General features: G+C 58.6%; 21 protein-coding genes. 1 reads left to right on the top strand and 20 read right to left on the bottom strand.

Annotated features, from left to right (window positions below; translation table 11 throughout):
- Positions 1–34: 34 nt before the first annotated feature.
- The 13 genes from NBG89_RS32050 to NBG89_RS31990 all read right to left on the bottom strand — a co-directional run bounded on the left by NBG89_RS32050 (position 35) and on the right by NBG89_RS31990 (position 11,394).
- Positions 35–241 carry a hypothetical protein gene (locus NBG89_RS32050; RefSeq protein ID WP_431324926.1) on the bottom strand — a complete coding sequence of 69 codons (207 nt, stop codon included), beginning with the start codon at positions 239–241 and terminating at the stop codon, positions 35–37.
- Between the two features lie 10 nt (positions 242–251).
- On the bottom strand, positions 252–1,904 hold the full coding sequence (locus NBG89_RS32045) for a 4Fe-4S dicluster domain-containing protein (RefSeq protein WP_431324970.1): 1,653 nt from the start codon (positions 1,902–1,904) through the stop codon (positions 252–254).
- A gap of 16 nt (positions 1,905–1,920) precedes the next feature.
- On the bottom strand, positions 1,921–2,832 hold the full coding sequence (folD, locus tag NBG89_RS32040; RefSeq protein WP_431324925.1) for a bifunctional methylenetetrahydrofolate dehydrogenase/methenyltetrahydrofolate cyclohydrolase FolD: 912 nt from the start codon (positions 2,830–2,832) through the stop codon (positions 1,921–1,923).
- A gap of 2 nt (positions 2,833–2,834) precedes the next feature.
- Positions 2,835–3,737, bottom strand: coding sequence for a formyltetrahydrofolate deformylase (gene purU / locus NBG89_RS32035; RefSeq protein WP_431324924.1), 903 nt, complete (start codon positions 3,735–3,737; stop codon positions 2,835–2,837).
- 60 nt (positions 3,738–3,797) lie between these two features.
- Positions 3,798–4,730, bottom strand: a complete 933-nt coding sequence (locus NBG89_RS32030; protein WP_431324923.1) for an electron transfer flavoprotein subunit alpha/FixB family protein — start codon at positions 4,728–4,730, stop codon at positions 3,798–3,800.
- A 25-nt stretch (positions 4,731–4,755) separates the two neighbouring features.
- Positions 4,756–5,505 (bottom strand): electron transfer flavoprotein subunit beta/FixA family protein, encoded by a 750-nt coding sequence (locus tag NBG89_RS32025; RefSeq protein ID WP_431324922.1) that lies wholly within the window; start codon positions 5,503–5,505, stop codon positions 4,756–4,758.
- A 236-nt stretch (positions 5,506–5,741) separates the two neighbouring features.
- Entirely contained in the window at positions 5,742–6,437 is a 696-nt protein-coding gene (locus tag NBG89_RS32020; RefSeq protein ID WP_431324921.1) for a GntR family transcriptional regulator, read from the bottom strand.
- Positions 6,438–6,534: 97 nt separating this feature from the next.
- A complete protein-coding gene (locus tag NBG89_RS32015) occupies positions 6,535–7,905 on the bottom strand; it encodes an FAD-binding oxidoreductase (RefSeq protein ID WP_431324920.1) in 1,371 nt (456 codons plus the stop codon).
- An 85-nt stretch (positions 7,906–7,990) separates the two neighbouring features.
- On the bottom strand, positions 7,991–8,749 hold the full coding sequence (locus NBG89_RS32010; RefSeq protein ID WP_431324919.1) for an amino acid ABC transporter ATP-binding protein: 759 nt from the start codon (positions 8,747–8,749) through the stop codon (positions 7,991–7,993).
- Positions 8,749–9,060, bottom strand: a complete 312-nt coding sequence (locus NBG89_RS32005) for an ABC transporter permease subunit (protein ID WP_431324918.1) — start codon at positions 9,058–9,060, stop codon at positions 8,749–8,751. The genes NBG89_RS32010 and NBG89_RS32005 overlap by 1 nt, the downstream gene beginning before the upstream one ends.
- A complete protein-coding gene (locus NBG89_RS32000; RefSeq protein WP_431324917.1) occupies positions 8,957–9,484 on the bottom strand; it encodes an amino acid ABC transporter permease in 528 nt (175 codons plus the stop codon). The genes NBG89_RS32005 and NBG89_RS32000 overlap by 104 nt, the downstream gene beginning before the upstream one ends.
- 41 nt (positions 9,485–9,525) lie before the next feature.
- Positions 9,526–10,404, bottom strand: a complete 879-nt coding sequence (locus NBG89_RS31995; protein WP_431324916.1) for a substrate-binding periplasmic protein — start codon at positions 10,402–10,404, stop codon at positions 9,526–9,528.
- A 78-nt stretch (positions 10,405–10,482) separates the two neighbouring features.
- Positions 10,483–11,394, bottom strand: coding sequence for a dihydrodipicolinate synthase family protein (locus NBG89_RS31990; protein WP_431324915.1), 912 nt, complete (start codon positions 11,392–11,394; stop codon positions 10,483–10,485).
- A 571-nt stretch (positions 11,395–11,965) separates the two neighbouring features.
- On the opposite strand from NBG89_RS31990, the gene NBG89_RS31985 reads away from it, so the two are divergent.
- Positions 11,966–13,483, top strand: a complete 1,518-nt coding sequence (locus tag NBG89_RS31985) for an aldehyde dehydrogenase family protein (protein WP_431324914.1) — start codon at positions 11,966–11,968, stop codon at positions 13,481–13,483.
- Between the two features lie 750 nt (positions 13,484–14,233).
- Here the strand turns inward: NBG89_RS31985 and NBG89_RS31980 are convergent.
- The 7 genes from NBG89_RS31980 to NBG89_RS31950 form a co-directional block, all read right to left on the bottom strand.
- Positions 14,234–15,439 (bottom strand): M20 metallopeptidase family protein, encoded by a 1,206-nt coding sequence (locus NBG89_RS31980; RefSeq protein WP_431324913.1) that lies wholly within the window; start codon positions 15,437–15,439, stop codon positions 14,234–14,236.
- Positions 15,440–15,548: 109 nt separating this feature from the next.
- Positions 15,549–16,745, bottom strand: coding sequence for an alpha-hydroxy acid oxidase (locus NBG89_RS31975; RefSeq protein ID WP_431324912.1), 1,197 nt, complete (start codon positions 16,743–16,745; stop codon positions 15,549–15,551).
- Positions 16,746–16,840: 95 nt separating this feature from the next.
- Positions 16,841–17,194: a RidA family protein gene (locus NBG89_RS31970; protein ID WP_431324911.1), complete on the bottom strand. Its 354-nt coding sequence runs from the start codon at positions 17,192–17,194 to the stop codon at positions 16,841–16,843.
- Positions 17,195–17,206: 12 nt separating this feature from the next.
- Complete coding sequence (locus NBG89_RS31965; RefSeq protein ID WP_431324910.1) at positions 17,207–17,992, bottom strand: ABC transporter ATP-binding protein; 786 nt, start codon at positions 17,990–17,992, stop codon at positions 17,207–17,209.
- Positions 17,989–18,672 (bottom strand): ABC transporter permease, encoded by a 684-nt coding sequence (locus tag NBG89_RS31960; RefSeq protein ID WP_431324909.1) that lies wholly within the window; start codon positions 18,670–18,672, stop codon positions 17,989–17,991. The genes NBG89_RS31965 and NBG89_RS31960 overlap by 4 nt, the downstream gene beginning before the upstream one ends.
- The gene (locus NBG89_RS31955) at positions 18,672–19,391 is read right to left on the bottom strand and encodes an ABC transporter permease (protein ID WP_431324908.1); all 720 of its coding nucleotides are present in this window, start codon (positions 19,389–19,391) and stop codon (positions 18,672–18,674) included. The genes NBG89_RS31960 and NBG89_RS31955 overlap by 1 nt, the downstream gene beginning before the upstream one ends.
- Positions 19,392–19,398: 7 nt before the next feature.
- Positions 19,399–20,235 carry a transporter substrate-binding domain-containing protein gene (locus NBG89_RS31950; RefSeq protein WP_431324907.1) on the bottom strand — a complete coding sequence of 279 codons (837 nt, stop codon included), beginning with the start codon at positions 20,233–20,235 and terminating at the stop codon, positions 19,399–19,401.
- Between the last annotated feature and the right edge of the window lie 87 nt (positions 20,236–20,322).

Genomic DNA, 20,322 nt, shown 5'->3' with positions numbered 1-20,322 from the left:
ATCCTGAAACGTCTCAACAAATGGCTGATCCGTTTCACAGCGCGAACTGGTTCGGCATGTGGATTTGAACGTCCAATCTATCGCTAGTCGCCTCTTTCGGCAGCTGTCTTTCACGTTCTGTACGGTGAGGCCAAAATCCGGTCCCATGTCCACCCATGGCGACAGTCTGCTGACCAATACCTTGCGGATCGGATTCGATCTCCTCGGTCAAGAGCAAATAAAGCTGCTTCAGGAATTTCATCGGGCTCCTCCTACATATTTGGGTAGACCGGCCCCTCGCCGCCCTGTGGCGGCACCCAGTTGATGTTCTGGTTCGGGTCCTTGATATCGCAGGTCTTGCAGTGGACGCAGTTCTGGGCGTTGATGACGAAGGTCTCCTGACCGTCCTTCTCTACCCATTCATAGACGCCTGCCGGACAGTAGCGCGTCGACGGACCGGCATAGATATCGTGCTCCGACCGCTTCTGCAGGCTCATGTCCTTGACCTTGAGATGTACCGGCTGGTCTTCCTCATGGTTGGTGTTCGACAGGAACACCGAGGACAGCCGGTCGAAGGTCAAGACGCCGTCCGGTTTCGGATAGGCAATCGGCTTGTGCTTGGCGGCCGGTTCCAGCGAGGCGGCATCGGTCTTGCCGTGCTTCAGCGTGCCGAAGATCGACAGACCGAACAGCTGGTTCGTCCACATGTCGAGACCGCCGAGTGCAACGCCAACAGCCGTGCCGAACTTCGACCACAACGGCTTGACGTTGCGCACCCTCTTCAGGTCCTTGCCGATGTCGCTTGAACGCCAGTCGGTCTCGATCTCAACCACCTCGTCATTGGCGCGACCGGCGGCAATCGCAGCGGCGATGCGGTTCGCCGCCATCATCCCCGACAGCACAGCATTGTGGCTGCCCTTGATGCGCGGCACATTGACGAAGCCGGCCGAACAGCCGATCAGCGCGCCGCCCGGGAAGGAGAGCTTCGGCACCGACTGCCAGCCGCCCTCGGTGATCGCGCGTGCGCCATAGGAAAGCCGCTTAGCCCCCTCGAAGGTTCCGCGGATCGAAGGATGCGTCTTGAAGCGCTGGAATTCCTCGAAGGGATGGAGGTAGGGATTCTTGTAGTTCAGGTGGACGACGAAGCCGACGGCAACGAGATTGTCTTCGAGGTGGTAAAGGAAGGAACCGCCACCGGTCTTCATGCCGAGTGGCCAGCCGAAGGAATGCTGCACCAGACCTTGGCGGTGATGCTCGGGCTTGACCTGCCAGAGTTCCTTGATGCCGATGCCGAATTTCTGCGGCTCGCGATCCCTGGACAGATCGAACTTGGCGATCAGCTGCTTGGCGAGCGAGCCGCGCACACCTTCGCCGATCAGCACATATTTGCCTGTTAGCGCCATGCCGCGCGTGTAGTTCGGGCCGGGCTCGCCGTTCTTCTCGATGCCCATGTCGCCGGTGGCGACACCAATGACCGCCCCTTCGTCGTTGTAGAGCACTTCGGTCGCGGCAAAGCCCGGATAGATCTCGACGCCGAGTTCCTCCGCCTTGGTGGCGAGCCAGCGACAGACGTTACCAAGCGAGACGATATAGTTGCCGTGGTTGCTCATCAGCGGCGGCATCAGCATGTTCGGCAGACGCACCGAGCCGGCCGGGCCGAGCACCAGGAAATGGTCGTCCGTCACCTCGGTCTTGAACGGATGATCGGCCTCTTCGCGCCAGCCGGGCAGTAGGCGATCGATACCGATCGGATCGACAACGGCTCCCGACAGGATATGCGCGCCGACTTCGGCACCCTTCTCCAGCACGACGACCGACAGCTCCGGATTGACCTGCTTCAGACGGATCGCAGCCGACAGCCCCGCAGGCCCGCCGCCGACGATTACAACGTCGAATTCCATGCTTTCGCGTTGAGGAAGGCTCATCATCTGCAGTCCGGTTTCATGCCCTATCGAAAAGTGGCGATTGCCTTCCGGCGGCGCGCCAGGCTGCCTTGGCAGTGTTTGCCATTAGCATTGCAATCGTCATCGGACCGACGCCCCCTGGAACAGGGGTGATCGCTCCGGCAATAGCTATCACCGCGTCGAAATCCACGTCGCCCACGAGCCGGCTCTTCCCCTCGCCTCGCTCAGGAGCCGCTACGCGGTTTATTCCGACATCAATGACGGTCGCACCCGGCTTCACCCAGTCGACCTTGACCATTTCAGCTCGACCAACAGCCGCTACCAGGATGTCCGCGCCTCGGCATACGCTTGCGAGATCACGTGTACGGCTGTGGGCGATGGTCACTGTGGCGTTCGCGTGCAGCAGCAATTGCGCCATAGGTTTGCCGAAGAGATTAGACCTTCCGATAACGACTGCTTTCAAGCCCGACAGGTCGCTCCCATGAATGCGGCCGACCAAAACCATCGCTCCCGCCGGCGTACACGAAACGAGGCCGGTTTCAAGATCGCCAGTCGCCACCTTGCCTGCGTTGACAACGTTGAGACCGTCTACGTCCTTCTCGGGTAGGATAGACTGAACCACCGCATCGCTGTCGAGATGCTTTGGTAGCGGAAGCTGCACCAAGATCCCATGGATCTCGTCGTCTTCATTCAATGCAGACACGAGGTCCATCAACTGCTGTTGGGACGTTTCTTCCGGCAGGGTATGCTGGACAGAGGAGAAACCGCACTCCTTTGCGATGCGGCTCTTGGCCGCGACATAGGTATGACTGGCTGGGTCGTCACCTACGATGACGACGGCGAGACCGGTTTTCACCCCGCCCTCTTTCTTCAGCTTTTTGGTGGCTTGCGTCACCGCCTGCACGACGGTGGCAGCCGCCGCTTTCCCGTTTATGAGCTGCGCCAGCATGTTCAGCCCATCCGCTCGGACGCGTAGCTGCCAGGGCTTGCCGGGAAGACTACGGTTCGGTTGCCGTTGATGAACGTCCGTTGGTGGATGTGGGCGTGAATAGCGCGCGCCAGGACCTGACTTTCGACGTCGCGGCCGAGCGATACGTAATCATCCGCGGACTGAGCGTGGGTGATGCGCACCGTGTCCTGCTCGATGATTGGTCCTTCATCGAGATCGGCCGTGACGTAATGGGCCGTCGCGCCAATCAGCTTCACCCCACGTTCGTAGGCCTGCTTATAGGGATTGGCACCCTTGAAGCTCGGAAGGAACGAGTGGTGGATATTGATGATGCGCCCCGACATCTTCGCGCAAAGCTGGTCGGAAAGGATCTGCATGTAGCGAGCGAGGACGACAAGCTCCGTGCCCGTCTGCTCAACAATCTCGAGCATGCGCGCCTCTGCCTGAGGCTTGTTTTCCTTCGTGACCTTGATGTGATGAAACGGGATATCATGGTTTACGACCACCTTCTGGTAGTCGAAGTGGTTCGAGATCACACCAACGATGTCGATCGGAAGAGCACCGATCCGCCAACGATACAGCAGGTCGTTGAGGCAGTGCCCGAAGCGGGACACCATCAGCAGGACCTTGGTGCGCTTCTCCCCATTGTGAAACTGGTATTCCATCGCGAAGCTCTTGGCCACTTCAGCGAAACCCTCGCGTATCTCACCCTCAGCAACGCCCGCTTCCGAGATGAAGCCAACCCTCATGAAGAAGCGGCCGGTCTCAAGATCGTCGAACTGAGAACTGTCGACGATGTTGCAACCCCTCTCAGCAAGGTATCCGGAGATCGCGGCGACGATCCCTCTGGCCGACTTGCAAGACACCGTTAGTACGAGATTGTTGTTGGTCACGTGCGACTCCATGGAGCGGAAACGAGAGCGGGGCCGACCATCGACGCCCGCTGTGCGAATTACGGCGATTTGTCAGAGCACCTTCTGCAACTCCGGCAGGACATCGAAGAGATCGGCGACGAGACCGTAGTCTGCGACCTGGAAGATCGGGGCCTCCTCGTCCTTGTTGATGGCGACGATGACCTTCGAGTCCTTCATGCCGGCGAGATGCTGGATCGCACCGGAGATGCCGCAGGCGATGTAGAGCTCAGGCGCGACGACCTTGCCGGTCTGGCCGACCTGCCAGTCGTTCGGGGCGTAACCGGCATCGACTGCGGCGCGGCTTGCGCCGACGGCGGCCCCGAGCTTGTCGGCAACCGGCAGGATGACTTCCCTGAACTTCTCCGCAGAACCGAGTGCGCGGCCGCCGGAGATGATGATCTTCGCCGAGGTCAGTTCCGGATGGTCCGAAGTGGAAAGGGCGTCGGATACGTAGCGCGACAGCCCGGAAGAAAGAGCTGCCGTTGAGATATCCTCAACGGCAGCAGACGGGCCTTGGGAGGCCGGGGGAAAGGAAGCGGTGCGCACGGTGATGACGCGTCTGGCGTCGGTCGTCTGCACCGTCTGGATGGCGTTGCCGGCATAGATCGGCCGCTTGAAAGTGTCGGCCGAGACCACCTCTGTTATTTCCGAGACCTGGGCGACGTCGAGGAGAGCGGCGACCCGCGGCATGACGTTCTTGCCGGTCGAGGTGGCAGCGGCGATGATCGTGTCGTAGCTGCCTGCCAGCGAAACGATCAGCGCGGCCAGCGGCTCGGCGAGATTGTGGGCGAGGCTTGCATCCTCGGCAAGGAGCACCTTGGAAACTCCCGACAGCCTGGCGGCCTGATCGGCCGCAGCCCTGGCACCGGCGCCGGTGACGAGGATGGTGACATCGCCGCCGATCTTGGCGGCCGCCGTCAGCGTCTTGGCGGTCTGGTCGGAAAGGTGGCTGCCGTCGTGGTCAGCCAGAAGAAGAATGGCCATGGATATATCTCCCTTTCTCGGAACCTTAGAGGACGCCGGCTTCGACTTTAAGCTTCTCAACCAGCTCGGCGACCGACTTGACCTTGACGCCGGCCTTGCGGCCCGATGGTTCCTCGGTCTTCAAGACCTTCAGGCGCGGCGCGGTGGAGACGGAAAAATCGGCAGGAGCTTGTCTGTCGAGCGGCTTCTTCTTCGCCTTCATGATGTTCGGCAGCGAGGCATAGCGCGGCTCGTTCAGGCGCAGGTCCGAGGTGACGACGGCGGGCAGCTTGATCTCGATCGTCTGCAGGCCGCCATCGACTTCGCGCGTCACCTGAGCCTTGCCGTCACCGATCTCGATCTTCGAGGCGAAGGTCGCCTGGGCGAGCCCAAGCAGTGCCGCCAGCATCTGGCCAGTCTGGTTGCTATCGTCGTCGATCGCCTGCTTGCCGACGATGATCAAGCCCGGCTTTTCGATGTCGGCGACAACCTTTAGGATCTTGGCCACAGTGAGCGGCTCGACGGCGTCGTCGGTCTCCACCAGGATCGCCCGGTCGGCACCCATGGCGAGCGCGGTGCGCAGCGTCTCCTCCGCCTTGGCCGGACCGATCGACACGACGATCACCTCCTCGGCCTTGCCGGCTTCCTTCAGCCTGAGCGCCTCCTCGACGGAAATCTCGTCGAAGGGGTTCATCGACATCTTCACACTGCCGAGGTCTACGCCGGAGCCATCAGCGAGGACGCGCACCTTTACGTTTGAGTCGATGACTCGCTTCACGGGCACCAGGATTTTCATGAGCTAACCTTTGTCAGAGCTGAGCATCGTAGGTCGATACAAACTTTGCATAAATTCTGCAATGTTGTTGACCGAGTCAAGCCTTTTGTTGATGTCACGTTCAAATGAGTTCTGGTTTTTGCGGCGATACGAAGCGACGAACACCAGTCGGCGTCGAGAAAGGCCGAACCGGCTGTTGATTGCCCGACATGGTTATTCGGTTATAGGCGTCGCACTATCGACAGGGTTGCTAAGCTTCAGACTTCCAAGTCTGGATCGACCTCGGTGAGGAACTTGCCATGGACGAGAAGGAACTCTAGGCCCGAACGGATGTCACGTGATATTGCGGCACTCGCGGCGTCGGCATCCCGCGCGACCAGCGCGTCGACCGCCTCCTCGCAGTATGATTCTGCTCGAACTTTGCTCGGATCGACAGTCAACTGACGTAGGAATGGTCCGCACTGGAGCCAGAGCAACTCGATATGGTTGCGCAAAGTCTCGGAACTGCAATATCGGTAGATTCCGAATTTGAGCTTTTGGTTGAAATCGAGATACTCCTCGAGATCGTTGTCGCTCAATGCCTTTGTCAGCCCATCGGACGCCCGGCGAAGCTCGTCCAGACCCAACCTGTCGATACGATGGCAGGCCTGGAACGTAGCGTGCCCTTCCAGTAGCGCTCGGAGTTCCATCACTTCCTGAAATCGTTGGCGAGTGGCAACTGGGACCGCAAATGTGCCGTTAGCCTTTTGAACGAGCGCCCGCTCTGCAAGTAATCTCCCCAACGCGGCACGCGCCGGCATCTCACTGGTACCTAGTGCCTTGCCTACCATTCGACCGCTTATCTTCTGGCCGGGTTCGAAGCCGCCCCGCATAAGAACGGAGCGGAGCTGTTCGTACACCTTGTCTTGCATCGACTGGAAGTCGATTGGCTCTAGCGGCAGTCCTGTCTTCATCAGTGTTCTCAATCAGGCTTCCAAATCGGGGTAATAAGACCAGAAGGGAGTTTTGGTCGACCAGTCAAGCCAAACGATACCGCAAGGCCTGCTGCGGTCACGGCAGGAGCTTGCCTGGGTTCATGATGTTGCCCGGATCGAACGCGCGCTTCAGCGTGACCATCGTGCCGAGCGCATCGCCATGCTCCCATTGCATGTATTTTGTCTTACCATAGCCGATGCCGTGCTCGCCGCTGCAGGTGCCCCCTAACCGAAGTGTTCGCTCGATAAGCCGGTCGTGGATTTCCTCTGCAAGTTCGAACTCCGCATGGTCGTCGGGATCGATGACCATGCCGAGATGGAAGTTGCCGTCACCGACATGACCTATAACACTCACGAAGAAAGGAACGCGCTCCAAGTCCTCCCTCGTCGACCTTATGCATTCCGCCAGCTTGGAAATTGGCACGCATGCATCCGTCCCGTAGACACGGGAGTTGGGACGCATTGCCAATAGCGCGTAGTGCGCTTCGTGCCTTGCATGCCAAAGCCTGTTGCGCTCCTCGATGTCCGTCGACGATAAGAGCGGCGCGCCTGAGTGAGATGCAATAAGGCCCGACACCTGTTCGATCTGGTCTGCGACCGACACTGGCGATCCGTGAAATTCGAAAAACAGCGTCGGGGCGACGGGAAGGTCGAGCTTCGAGAAGCGATTCACGGCCACCATCGTCTGCTCGTCGAGAAACTCTACGCGGGCAAGAGGCATGCCAAGCTGTACGGCTTCCGTTACCAGTGAAACGGCCGCTTCCACGGTAGGGAAATGAGACACGCCCGATGCGATCGTTTCCGGCAGACCGTAAAGTTTAAGCGTAACTTCGGTAATCAGGCCAAGGGTGCCTTCGCTACCGACGAACAGGCTTGTAAGGTCATAGCCCGCTGCGGACTTGCGAGCGCGCGAGCCGGTCCTGATGATGTCGCCGCTGGGAAGCACGACTTCGAGGGCGAGGACGTTCGCCTTCATGTTTCCGTAGCGGACGGCATTGGTTCCAGAGGCTCGTGTGGCGGCCATTCCTCCGATCGTGGCGTCTGCGCCGGGATCGACCGGAAAGAACAACCCCGTGTCGCGGAGATAGGTATTTAGCTGCTTTCGCGTGACGCCTGGGCCGACTGTCGCGTCGAGATCCGCTGCATTGACGGCGTGGATCTCATTCATTTTGCTCAGGTCTACGCAGAGCCCGCCATGGAGAGCCGATACGTTGCCCTCAAGCGAGGTACCAGCTCCCCAGGGGATGACCGGAATTCCGGCGGCACTGCACACCTTCAGCACCGCGCTGACTTCTGCAGTAGAGATTGGGAAGCCTACCGCGTCCGGCGGGGCCTCTGGCAGATGGCCCTCTCCGCGAGCGTGTTGCTGTATCATCGACGGGTTGACGCTGAACCGGTCGCCTAAAATGTCGACCAGCTTCGCTTTAACGGAGTCTTCGATTTTCATCCTGTTTGCTTTCGATCATGGACACATTGACGTCTGAATGGCGTTCCCTGCGTTATGCCTGATGGGGACGTCAGGAGTGCTTTCGCTACCTGCGGCTCAAGCTGCGGAGGAAGCCTTCCTTGCGAGGACTGGTGGTGACGTCGAAGAAGGCTGCCGGTGGCGAGTCTTCGATGACCACTCCGCCCTCGAGAAAAACGATCCGGTCGGCGACTTCTCGGGCGAAGTTCATCTCGTGTGTCGCGATGATCATAGTCATGCCATCGTTGCGCAGTTCCCTCATCACGGAGAGGACCTCATGGACAAGCTCCGGGTCCAGTGCCGATGTAGGTTCATCGAAAAGCATAGCCTCCGGCTTCATCGCGAGCGCTCGCGCTATGGCGACGCGCTGCTTCTGGCCGCCCGAGAGTTCTTCGGGGTAATGATCATGTCTTTCGGCGAGGCCGACACGCTTGAGAAGCGCGAGCGCAGTTTCCTGGGCTTCGCGCTTGCTGACGCCTAGGACCTGCACCGGACCTTCCATGACGTTTTGAAGCGCGGTCATGTGTGGGAACAGGTTGAAATCTTGGAAGACCATCCCGAGGCGTGCACGAACTTTTGCGATCCGCACTTGACTGTGCGGCCTGAGGCCCGTCGACGTCTCGTCATAGTAGACCTTTTCCCCGTCGAGGTAGATCTCGCCAGCCGTCAAGGATTCGAGGTTGTTGACACACCTCAGCAGGGTGGACTTTCCGCTCCCGGAGGGGCCGACCAAGCAAACGACTTCGCCTTTACGAATGTCCAGTGACACGCCATTGATCACGGACAGCGTTCCGTAGCATTTCTGCAAGTTCTTCAGATTGATCATCAGACTGCTCCCCCCGTTGGTATCGCGTCGATGTTCAACGGGCGGGCCGGGCCGCGAGGCCTCCGCGCCCTTGTCTGCCGCTTCTCGAGATATCGGACGAGCAGTGCGGCCGGGAAACCAGCAGCGAAATAGAGGATACCCGTCACGGTGTAGACAGTGAAGTATTGGAATGTCGACGACGACACGAGATTGCCGGTGTAGAGGAGCTCATTCACTGTAACCACGGATGCCAGCGCCGTGTCTTTGAAGAGCGCAATGAAATAGTTTCCAAGCGTCGGCGTCACGATCCTGAAAGCCTGCGGCAAGATCACCCTGATAAAGGCTTTTCTGGGCGTCATGCCGAGAGCCGGCGTTGCGCTGGCCGTCCGGCACGGACTTGATGCCGCCCCTGTACACTTCGCTCAGGAAGGCTGTGTAGTTGATCGTTAACGCTACCACTGCCGCGGCGAACGGGTCGAGCTGCAAGCCGGCGGACGGTAGCACGTAATAGACGTAAAACAACTGCAGGATTAGCGGCGTGCCGCGGATAATCTCGACGAACGCCTCAAATGGAAGGCGCACTGCCAGGTGCTGCGATGTTCGGATCAGCGCCAATGGAATCGCCAGAACACCGGCGAGCACGATCACGATGAGTGTCAGCAATACGGTGTTGCCGAGTCCTTGCAGAAGCACGAACCCGTAGGTTCGAATTACATCGAGGTTCAAAAGTTCCATTTTTGTCTCGATGACGAACATCGGCCGGAGGTCGCCGGCCGATGTCGACGTCGCTCCTTGGATTAGTTCGTTTGCAGGGGGAAGACGAAGAGGTTCCGGTCGGAAAGACCGTTCCTATTCAGGATCTCAGACATCGCGCCCGATGCCCTCACTTCTGCGAGTGATTGGTCGAATGCGGCCCGAAAACTGCAGTCTTCCTTACGAAGGCCGAAGCGCGCGTATCCGTATCCGTTCTTCAGGAGGTCGTCCGGGATCGCAAAATTTGAGAGAGCTTCGACCTTTGCGTCCGGGTTGGCTTTCTTGAATTCCGCTGCTAGAAGATCGTACTCCAGAACGACGTCCACCTTGTCCTGCTGGATCGCAGCAAACTCTTCGGCGTAGCTCTGGTAGCGGGTCGCGGCAACGCCCACCTTCTTCAGGTACTCGTCGGTGCCGGTGCCGAGAAGCACGCCGACGCGCAGCTTTGACAGATCGGCAAAGGATTTCACGCCCTTGGGATTACCGGCTTGCACCACCACTGCCGGTCCGTACCACCATACCGGTCCGCTGAACGCGATCGTCTTCATGCGCTCCGGCGTCACATGGATGTCGGTAACGACCATGTCGATGCGCTTAGAAAGCATCGACGGGATGAGAGAATTGAAGGCACCGGCTTCGTAAGTGATCTTCGTGATGCCCATGTGCTTAAGCACCTCGGCATGCATTTCGACGTCGATCCCGATAGGTTTGCCCGTCGCCGGATCAATCCCTGACCACGGCATGGCGGCGGCTACCCCGAGTTTCACACCATTATCGACGGCGCGCTGATAGGAGTTGTCGGAGCATACAGAATAATCTGCCGGAAGCTCGTAATAGGGCTCGGCGGCATGAGCAGTGAAGCCAAAGGCTCCGGCGAACGCGACTGCAGTACAAATGGAATGAATGTTAGCTTTAGGCGACATTCCTCTTTCTCCAGTTGATTATGTTCCCCGTTCATTTCCCGCACGGGATTGAACTTGCTTGTAGTGAGACACGCTCTCCTAGCCGGCGAGCGCGTTCTCGTAAGCGAGCAGGTCGGTCAGTTGCTGTCGCATGTTGCCCACAAGCGCCGCTTCGGGCGCCCTGTTCGGTAGACGGACAGGACCGACGTCGAGGCCTGTGAGAGCCTGTGCTGCCTTCATTGGACCGGGATTTGGCTCCGCGTAGACGTTGACGAGGAAATCGTGAATGCGCGCGATGTGCCGCTGCGCGAGCTTGAGATCACCGGCGCGTGCCGTCTCCATGATCTGCACCCAGGTCCTGGGCAGTATGTTCGTTGAAGCCAGGACGCCGCCGACGGCGCCGAGAGAAGTCTGCACCGCGAAGAGATGCTCGTCGCCCGACATGATGGCGATCTTGTCTCCTACGAGTTGCACAAGGCGTGTGAACGCCGCCTGGTCCGGATTCGAAGCCTTCATCGCGAAGATCGAACCGTCGTTCGCGATATCGAGCACGGTATCCGGACTCGTGGTCACCAAAGTCAGATAGGGGATGTCGTATAGCATGACTGCTTGGCCCACTCCGTCGGCCACCGCCTTGTAGAAATCGCGGATACCTGCCTGGCTCGGAGCGGTGCCGTACGGCGTAATGACCATCAGCCCGTCGGCTCCCGCGTCGAGGAAGGAGCGTCCCAACGCCAGCGTATCCAGTAGGCCGGGCGTGGTGACGCCGGCGACAACCGGAACCCGGCCCGCGGCAGCCTCGACCGTGGCCCGGACCACCTCGACTCTTTCGGAAGCTGAAAGGGCGGACGCTTCACCTGTCCCGCCGACCGCGACGAGACCAGAGATGCCTGCCTTAAGTTGGCTCTCGACCTGCGAGCGGATCAGCGACAGGTTCAACGACCCATCCGGATGCATCGGTGTCGTCGTAGCGGTGTAAAGGCCTTGGGTGGTTGTTTTCGTAAGGGTCATGGCTCGTCTCCCATCGCATTTGAGTGCGTCCAACAGTGGCTTTAGACGCTGCATGGGCGAATTTCAGAGCTTATCCAAAACACGTTGTCAATACTGTGATCAGCGATCTGCGATCGCACTTTATGGTAAAGAGTATGACGATTCTTCGAAGCCCGTTGTTTTTCCGACTGAAAACCTGAAACTCGCGCCGTTAAAAAAAACGTATTGAATGTTGAAAATATTTGACATAGCGTTGCGACGCTGGCGACCGCGCTGTTGAACTCAATCGGACGCGGAGTGTCGCACGACTTTCACCATGGACAATTTTGCCGAAGCCTTCACGGTCGGGTCGGACGGCGAAGCTGTGCCTTCTCGCCCACCTTAGCCAAGGCTGAAGAGATGACCTCAGTTTCTAACGGAACGAAAGAAGCCTGCGGCGCAGCATCGCGAAAACTCTAAACCTAAGGGCCGTCGAACGAGCGAGGAGAAGTTCGACGCTCCGCCTTTGAAGAATTGCCACCAGTAAGCCTTGGGTAACTCGTGGCTCGAACCATAGCTCCGGCTTTCATGCTTGAGCCAACTAGGAGAAAACATGTCCCTTCATCAGGAGTTCGATCGCCTTTCCGGCAAGCTATATGTGGACGGTGCTTACCTAAAGAGTGGCGCCACCGAACGCATTGCAGTCATAGATCCGGCGACCGAAGATCGGATCGGCGAAATCGCAAACGCCACGGAACAAGAGGTGGAGAATATCATCGACATTGCCAACTCAGCCCGCAAGGCTTGGCTGGCGATCGATCCCCGCACGCGCTCCACCATGCTGCACGAAGTGGCTGCAAAGATCCGTCGTGACAAGGCGATCTACGGGTACTTCATGACCCGTGAGGAAGGTAAGCCGTTCAAGGAGTCCGTCGACGAGACGTCGTGGTGTGCTACCGCAATCGACTATTATGCCGAGCTCGGACGGAACGACGTCGGCAGAATCGCAGGCACCACCGTTCCAGGCCAGTTCCATTTCTCCGTCAAGGAACCGCTTGGCACAGTCGTGATCATCCTTCCATTCAACTTCCCTCTGGTCCTGCTGTGCTGGGAACTTGCGGCCGCTCTTGCTGCCGGAAACTCAGTGATCATCAAGCCGCACGAGCAGACGAGCATCACGACGTTGAAGTTCGCGGAGGTGTTCAACGACCTTCCGAGTGGCCTGGTTCAAGTCGTGACCGGCGGCCCTCGCGTGGCTCAGCATCTCGTGCGAAGCAAAAAGACGCATTGCGTTGCCTATACAGGCTCCGTTCCGATCGCACAGGAGATCATGAAGGTATGCGCCGACACCTTCAAACCGGCGCTGATCGAAGCATCAGGCAACGACCCATTCATCGTCATGCCTTCGGCGCCGATGGACGTCGCTGTGCGAGCTGCCGCCTTCGCCGCCTACCTGAATTGCGGTCAGGTATGCACATCTGCGGAACGCTTTTACGTTCACGACAGTATTCACGACGAATTCGTCGAGCGCCTAGTTGCGGAAACCCGGAAGCTGCGCATTGGCAATGGTCTGGAGAACGTCGATATCGGGCCAATGGCCACCCACCGTCAACGGGACCGCTTCGAGGCTCTGCTTGCGCGTGCTCGACAGGAAGGCGCGACATTCGCCACCGGTGGCGGCCGGCCGAACGGACTGAACCATGGTTGGTTCATCGAACCTGCGGTCCTGACGAACGTCTCCCCGGAATCGGAGATTTTGAACGGCGAATCCTTCGGTCCGGTAGCGCCGATTTGCCGGGTCAAGAGCTTCGATGAGGCTCTTGAGCTCGCGAACCGTTCAGATTTCGGTCTTGGTGCAAACCTCTACTCCCGTGACATGGGCGAAATGATGCGCGCGGTCAGCGAAGTCGAATCCGGTATGCTGTGGATCAATGCGCCGATCCTCGACAACGACGCCCTGCCCTTCGGCGGGCGAAAGCTCTCGGGCGTAGGTCGGCAGCTCGGACCCGAAGGCCTGGCGCAGTTTCAGTCTTCGAAGTACGTGGTGATCGATCCGGCCGCCGCGCCGCAGGATTTCTGGTGGTTCCCGTACCCTAACGCGGAAAGCTACGATAAGACAAAGGTAGAATAAAAGGCTCAGATGTCGTCCGCCCATGTTGCGGTCGATCACTTTGCGGCTGCCGCAGCGTGCTCCCCTGATTGCGCCGTGGCCCTGCCGTCTGCTTGGAAGTTGAGTTTGTTCAAAGGTTTCGTCCGGTACGGTTCGATTTCCCCGTTCGCCCGGATGCGCCGATCGTCGAGGCATCCGGGCGGCCCTGGGAGGACGCCACAACAGCGCGGCTGGACCCTAGTTTGCCGACCAAGTCTGCAGCCGTTAGGTCAGCCTGTCGTTGTTTTCCACACAGAACTGCCTGTTCGGTGGAATGGAGACTTCGAGGTTCTTCAGGTTCGAGGGTCGGGTCCCCAGATTCCGACGGCCCGACATCGTGAGGAACTCGCCTTTCGCGATCGAAAGGTCTAACCCTTCCTCGATCAGGGGTGGCACCGTCGTGACTTTTGGTGACGCCCTAGAAACGAACAGACCCTGGCTGGAGCTCTCTGTCGAACATCTCAAGCTCCCGGAGCGCGCAGGACTATCCGTTTGCCGACCGTCATCATCCGCTGCTCTTATCTGCTCGGACTAGTTCGAGCCGTGTTCCCGTAGCGAAAACCTTCCATATGCAATTCGTCAACGTCCAATCGGCAGTTAAAGCTCCGTCTCTGCATGCACGAAAGGACGACAAGCTCAGAAGGAGAAAGGCAGCCCTCACCCATTGGGTGACGACTGCCTCGTATTCCGTGTACTTTCCGAGCTCTGCTCGTGGAGCCGTCAGCTTATTCCCTAGGAAAGCAGCTCCACGGCCATCCTTGTGATGACCTCTGCGCTCCTTGCGATGCAAGCCTCGTCCGGCTGGTAGTCCGAGTTATGCAATCGATCTGCTCGGCCGGGCTGGCTGGACCCGATGTTGATATGGATCGCAGGCATCCGCTCCGAGAAGTAGGCGAAGTCCTCGCCTCCGAAATCGCGACCGACTTCAATGAGCGGCGCCTCGCCGAACTGGTGCGTAAAGGCCTCCGTCGCGCGCGTTACGAGACCCTCGTCGTTCATAACACCCGGCACGCCACGGACATAGTCGATATCCACCGCGACGTTCATTGCCTGCGCGGCGCCGTTACAGATCCTTCGGAATGAGCCTTCGACGATATCTCTTGCCTCGGGGCTTCTGCATCTTACGGTTCCTTCGAAGATGCATGCGTCCGGGATGATATTCTGTGTCCTACCGCCATGAATTGACCCAACAGTGAGAACGGCTGAGTTTGACGGATCGACCTGGCGAGATATGACCGTCTGAAGCTGCGCGATCATGTAAGCGGCGGCTACGATCGGATCCTCCGCCAGATGCGGTCGTGCTGCATGTCCCGAAACGCCGCGTACAATGACCTGGAACTCATCGCTCGATGCAGTACTGGCCCCCCGCGTTAGCTGCACCCGTCCGGCCGGAAGGTCGGGCATGTTGTGAAATCCGATGGCGAAGTCAGCACCTTCCGCGGCGCCGTCCTGGATCATTGCAGCAGCGCCACTGTCGGCAATCTCCTCAGCGGGTTGGAAAACAAGACGCACATTACCGCGCAGACGAGGTCTCAGAGCCGTAAGAGCTTTTGCGGCGCCAAGCAAAGAGGCCGTATGAAGATCATGCCCGCACGCGTGCATGCTTCCTTCCACCGTGGATGCAAATGGCAAGCCGGTCGCCTCCTCGATCGGAAGCGCGTCCATGTCTGCTCTGATTATCACGCACGGCCCTGGGTGCTGGCCGGCAATTTCTGCGACCACTCCGCTGCGCCCGACGCCCGTCTTCACAGGCAGTCCCAACGCTGTCAACTCATCCGCCACGATCTTTGCGGTTCGCGTTGTCTCGAAACCCAGTTCAGGATGTGCGTGCAGATCGCGCCTAATTTCGATTAGCCGAGGTTCTACATCTGAAACCAGTTCCGAGATGCGCGGACCGATATCGTTCAGTAGTTCGACGTTCGGTTGATCACTGGACATGAGATCACTCCCTCTTGTTCATTGGTCGAATTCTTGGCACGAATGGATGCACGGCCGTCCAGAAGGCGCCGCCACCACGTCACAGGCTCTGCATGGGCGTGAACAAGCGTCAGTAGGTGCCGCGATGGAGCATCTTCTCTTCGATTTCGGCCACCGACCGGCAACCGCTCAGGTCCATCGTGAGGCCGATTTCGTCGGTAAGGATTTGCATCATCTGCATTGCACCCTTCCGACCGGCGGCCGCGGTGCCGTACAGCATGCTGCGTCCCACCAAGACGGCATTTGCCCCTGACGCGATGAGCTTGAAGACATCGCTGCCACGCTGCACCGAGCTGTCCGCGAGAATGGTTACGTCGTTGCCGACGGTTTCGGCGATCTCCCGAAGCACCTCGATCGGCGAAACCGCGCTATCGAACATACGACCGCCGTGGTTTGAGACCACTATGCCTTCGGCGCCAATATCCCTTGCTGCAATTGCGTCTTCGGTGCGCAGCAGTCCCTTGACGATCAGATTGCCCTTCCAGTGGTCGCGGACACGACGCACATGGCCCCAATTGAGGTTCGGCATCAAATTGAGGGACGGCCCTCCCCCACGCTTCAAAAGGTTCGTCCTGTACTCTGGAGGATAATTCGCAAAGTTCGGCAGTCCCGTCGTCGCAAAATAACGTCCCAGCACACCCAGGGCCCAACCTGGGTGCCTCGCGACGTCGAATACATTCTTGGTCGAAAAACGGAATGGAATATCGAAGCCGTTCCGGTGGTTGAATTCTCTTTTTGGCATCACCGCGGTGTCCGCGGTGAGCACCAGGGTGCGCGCGCCCTTCGACCACGCACGATCCATCAATTCGTAAGAGAGTTCTTCCTTGTCCCAGATGTAGAGCTGAAACCAGACGGGGGCCGAGCTTGCTTCCGCTATTTCTTCGACCGAAGAAATCGCCTCCGTGGCAGCACAATACGGTATGCCGAAATCGGCAGCGGCTTGGGCGAGTTCAATCTCTCCACGATAGCGCACTAGGCCGGCGAATGCCGTCGGCGTAACGACGATAGGCGAAACATATTCGACGCCAAAGAGATTGACGGAAGTCGACCGCGGGGTTGCGTCGCCTTTCAATACCGAAGGCCTGATCTTTACACGATCAAATCCGACCCGGTTCGAGGTCAAGGCCCGCTCGTCCTCAGTCCCCCGGTCTATGTATTCAAAAATCCCTTTCGGAAGCCGCCGCTTGGCTATTGCGCGAACCTCTGAAAAGTTCTGGAAGTCCAGTGAGTCACCCAACCTGTAATTCCTATTCTCGTATGTAGCCATTGCTTATGATGGCGTCCCAACCTAGGATCCGACCAATCGAAAAAGCTCTGGCACTGCAGCCCGGACGCCCTGTCCCGGCGGGATAGATTCTACGCCTAGAGCTTTTCGGTGGCGATGACGGAAATCTCAACCAACACATCGTCGACCAAGCTCGCGCACACTGTCGTACGAGCAGGAAACGGCGCCCTCAGCGCGCGCGCGTACTCCTCGTTGAACCCAGCGAAATCCGCAGCGTTTGTCAGGTGCACTGTGGCCGAAACTATGTGAGCAAGATCCGAACCCTCGGCCTTAAGGGTTCGCTCGATACGCTCCATGGTCAGGCGGGTCTGAGCCGCGATGCCTTCCGGCGCGTTACCGTCATCGTCAACGCCCACTTCACCCGATAGGAACAGTAGTCCCGCGGCACGTCGGAGCGGCGAATATGGATAACCGTTTTCTAGCGCTGACATCTTATGCCGAACCTACCTGTTTCTCTGGAAGTGGCTACCGATGAACTCTCTGCATCGGCTGGAGTCGGGGTTTGAAAAGACCTTCTCCGGAGTTCCATCCTCTTCGATCTGCCCCTGATGCAGGAAGACGACCCGAGACGATACTTCTCGAGCAAATCCCATCTCGTGGGTGACGATGATCATCGTCCTGCCCTCCTCCGCGAGACTGCGGATGACCTTGAGCACGTCGCCGACCAATTCGGGATCCAAGGCGGACGTCGGTTCGTCGAAGAGAATGGCCTTCGGGCGCTGCGCAAGTGCACGGGCGATCGCGACGCGCTGTTGCTGACCGCCGGAGAGGTGCGTAGGCCACGCGTCGCGCTTATGCGCCAGACCAACCTTCTCCAGTAGAGTGATCGCCTCCTCGGTCGCCTCCCGGTGGCTCCGGCCCTGAACGTGCACGGGCGCTTCGATGACGTTTTGAAGCACCGTCCTATGTGGCCAAAGATTGAAGCTTTGGAATACGAAGCCCAGATTACGACGTAACCTGCGTGCGGTGGCATTATCCGATCTGGACAGCTTGCGACCATTGTGCAGGATGTGGTCGTCTCCAACCGTTACCTCTCCCGAATTCGGCGTCTCCAGCATCGGTATGCAACGCAAAAGCGTGCTTTTTCCCGATCCGCTCGAACCGATCATGGAAATGACATCACCGTCTCTGGCTGTCAGATCGATGCCCCGAAGAACTTCGACCGGTCCGAATGATTTGCGCAGCGCTTTGATCGCGATCGCAGGTTTTGCGTTTGTATTGTTCATCATGCCTCTCGGAACAGCCAGGGGGAAAGACGGGCTTCGATGTAGGCAAAAAGCCAGGTCACCAGAAGGGAAAGCGTAAGATAGATGAGGGCCGCGCACACGAAAATCTCGATCGCGCGCCATGTCTCTCGAACAGCGGCGCTTGCAATTCCGGTGACCTCCATCAGCGTGATCGTGGAGACCAAGGCCGTACCTTTAAGCATCGCCACAACCTCGTTCGAATAAGCGGGCATCGCCTGCCTCAAGGCGATCGGAAAGCTGATCCGCCGGAAGGTACCCCAAGGCGTCATACCAACGACCTTGGCCGCTTCGTACGATCCAGAAGGAACTGCTCGAAACGCTCCGCGCAAAATCTCGGACGTGTACGCCGCATCGTTAAGGATCAGCGCCAATAACCCGCACCAGTACGGCTCGCGGAGAAAGGTCCAAAGAAAGCTGTGTCGGATAAATGGGATCGCGCTGAGCCCATAGTAGATCACAAAAATCTGAATCAGCAGTGGTGTGCCGCGAAACAGGAATACGTAGGCCGAAGCGATCGCATTGCCGACGAGCGTCGACCTCATCGAATTCAGGATAAGCGCTAGAACCCCACCGCCGATCAACGAGACGATAGTGAGGTTCAAGGTCAGCGGGACGCCGGACAGGAGCTTGTAGAAGATGTCGGATAGGAAGGCGATATTCATTACGCGGCCTTCCCTTTCTCGCCATGTCGAACCGACCGCTCGGCTGCACGCGTGATCTGCTCGGAGAGCGTCGTGATGATAAGATAAAGGGCAGCACCTGCCCCTGCGAACAGGAGATACTCACGCGTGGAGCCGGATGCGACGGCAACCTGACGCATGATTTCGACTAGACCCGTGACAGAAACCACTGCCGAGTCCTTGACGACGCCTTGCCATTGGTTGCCCAGACCGGGAATTGCAGTGACGAGAGCCTGGGGCACGATCACCCTTCGAAACAGCGTCAACCGTGTCATTCCAACAACTGACCCGGCCTCGATTGTCCCCTTCGGAACAGCCTGATAGGCGCCCCGCAGGACCTCAGACTGACTTGCCGAAGAGATCAAACCGACAGCTAGCGCGCCTGCTACGAACCCGCTCACTTCGAACGGTCCAGGAATTCCGACCGCCGTTCCAATCGCTGTCAGGAACTGACGTCCGCCGAAAAAGAAAAGGTAGATCACCAGAATGTCCGGAACGCCACGGAAGACACTCACGTAGGCCGAGGCCAGTGCTCTCACAGGCCCCGAACCAGAAACCCTTGCCCAAGCAACAAGGGTTCCAACGAGAAGACCGACAAGGAAGGCGACCGTCGAGACCGCGAGGGTCATTAATCCGGCCTGGAGGAGGAGCGACCCCCATCCTCCAGCTCCAAAGCCCACAAGGGACAATTTCTCAATCATGACGAACTCAGCGCGTGGGGGACAGATCGCGACCGAACCACTTCTTCGTGAGCTCGGAAAGACTGCCGTCTGCGGTCATCTGCTTCAGCCCTTCGTTGATCGGGCCGAGAAGCGCGGTGTCTCCTTTTCGAACGACGATACCGGGGCCGAGACCCAAAGTACCGCCGACGTATCCAGGACCGGTTACTTCAGCGGTGTCCTTGTTCTTGTCGACGAAGTCAGCGAGGCTTGTGTCCGCAGCCACCACGGCATCCAGGCGACCGCTGGCCAGGTCCTGATATGCTTGCGGAAGACCGACGTACTGACGAATTTCCACGCCATTTTGTTCCAGGAACTGCTTTACGAAGTTCAACTGGGTGCTTCCGGCCTCCGCGCCGACGGTCTTGCCCTTGAGCGCCGGGACCACCTTCGTTTCGATGAAGGATTTGCCGGCCTCCTCACCGATATTGATCTTGGCGTCGCTGGTGGGGATCGAGATCCCTCCGTCTTTCTCGACGGCGAACGACGAGGCCTCTGACGTGTAGGGAAGCGAGAAGTCGACCACCTTGAGACGCTCATCCGTGATTGTGACACTGTAGATGATGGCGTCGAACTTACCGTCCATGAGGCTTTGCATCATGCCGTCCCAGGCCATCTGCCGCAGTTCGTAGTCGAACTTGCCGCGCTTCGCCAATTCCTTGAGAAGATCGATCTCAAAGCCGTAGAACGTGCCGTCTGGGTTGGTCATGTCATAGGGGGCAAAATCGCCGCCCGTCACGAACACATATTTCTTGGCGGATTCGGAGAATGCTACACTCGGTATGGCTACGCTAACCGCGGCGGCAGTCATAAGTTTTACGAACATGCTTCGGGTCATTCTCATTGAGGCGTTCCTTCCTGAAATACAGTAAGTTCGACTGAAGTTTGTGACCTCCTGTCGAGAGGTCGGCGG

Origin of the sequence: Rhizobium sp. YTU87027 (genome assembly GCF_050644135.1) — a bacterium.
GTDB lineage: Bacteria > Pseudomonadota > Alphaproteobacteria > Rhizobiales > Rhizobiaceae > Rhizobium.
This window is presented reverse-complemented; position numbering and strand designations above follow the sequence as displayed.

What these genes read in the sequence shown, in the direction of transcription:
- NBG89_RS32045 (WP_431324970.1), bottom strand. Translation starts at nt 1,904, where the DNA reads ATGAGCCTTCCTCAACGCGAAAGCATGGAATTCGACGTTGTAATCGTC.
- NBG89_RS31960 (WP_431324909.1), bottom strand. Translation starts at nt 18,672, where the DNA reads ATGAATATCGCCTTCCTATCCGACATCTTCTACAAGCTCCTGTCCGGC.
- NBG89_RS31980 (WP_431324913.1), bottom strand. Translation starts at nt 15,439, where the DNA reads ATGTCCAGTGATCAACCGAACGTCGAACTACTGAACGATATCGGTCCG.
- NBG89_RS31990 (WP_431324915.1), bottom strand. Translation starts at nt 11,394, where the DNA reads ATGACCCTTACGAAAACAACCACCCAAGGCCTTTACACCGCTACGACG.
- NBG89_RS31995 (WP_431324916.1), bottom strand. Translation starts at nt 10,404, where the DNA reads ATGTCGCCTAAAGCTAACATTCATTCCATTTGTACTGCAGTCGCGTTC.
- NBG89_RS32025 (WP_431324922.1), bottom strand. Translation starts at nt 5,505, where the DNA reads ATGAAAATCCTGGTGCCCGTGAAGCGAGTCATCGACTCAAACGTAAAG.
- NBG89_RS32050 (WP_431324926.1), bottom strand. Translation starts at nt 241, where the DNA reads ATGAAATTCCTGAAGCAGCTTTATTTGCTCTTGACCGAGGAGATCGAA.
- purU (WP_431324924.1), bottom strand. Translation starts at nt 3,737, where the DNA reads ATGGAGTCGCACGTGACCAACAACAATCTCGTACTAACGGTGTCTTGC.
- NBG89_RS32010 (WP_431324919.1), bottom strand. Translation starts at nt 8,749, where the DNA reads ATGATCAATCTGAAGAACTTGCAGAAATGCTACGGAACGCTGTCCGTG.
- NBG89_RS31955 (WP_431324908.1), bottom strand. Translation starts at nt 19,391, where the DNA reads ATGATTGAGAAATTGTCCCTTGTGGGCTTTGGAGCTGGAGGATGGGGG.
- NBG89_RS31965 (WP_431324910.1), bottom strand. Translation starts at nt 17,992, where the DNA reads ATGATGAACAATACAAACGCAAAACCTGCGATCGCGATCAAAGCGCTG.
- NBG89_RS31985 (WP_431324914.1), top strand. Translation starts at nt 11,966, where the DNA reads ATGTCCCTTCATCAGGAGTTCGATCGCCTTTCCGGCAAGCTATATGTG.
- NBG89_RS32015 (WP_431324920.1), bottom strand. Translation starts at nt 7,905, where the DNA reads ATGAAAATCGAAGACTCCGTTAAAGCGAAGCTGGTCGACATTTTAGGC.
- NBG89_RS31950 (WP_431324907.1), bottom strand. Translation starts at nt 20,235, where the DNA reads ATGTTCGTAAAACTTATGACTGCCGCCGCGGTTAGCGTAGCCATACCG.
- folD (WP_431324925.1), bottom strand. Translation starts at nt 2,832, where the DNA reads ATGCTGGCGCAGCTCATAAACGGGAAAGCGGCGGCTGCCACCGTCGTG.
- NBG89_RS32020 (WP_431324921.1), bottom strand. Translation starts at nt 6,437, where the DNA reads ATGAAGACAGGACTGCCGCTAGAGCCAATCGACTTCCAGTCGATGCAA.
- NBG89_RS32000 (WP_431324917.1), bottom strand. Translation starts at nt 9,484, where the DNA reads ATGTTCGTCATCGAGACAAAAATGGAACTTTTGAACCTCGATGTAATT.
- NBG89_RS31970 (WP_431324911.1), bottom strand. Translation starts at nt 17,194, where the DNA reads ATGTCAGCGCTAGAAAACGGTTATCCATATTCGCCGCTCCGACGTGCC.
- NBG89_RS31975 (WP_431324912.1), bottom strand. Translation starts at nt 16,745, where the DNA reads ATGGCTACATACGAGAATAGGAATTACAGGTTGGGTGACTCACTGGAC.
- NBG89_RS32030 (WP_431324923.1), bottom strand. Translation starts at nt 4,730, where the DNA reads ATGGCCATTCTTCTTCTGGCTGACCACGACGGCAGCCACCTTTCCGAC.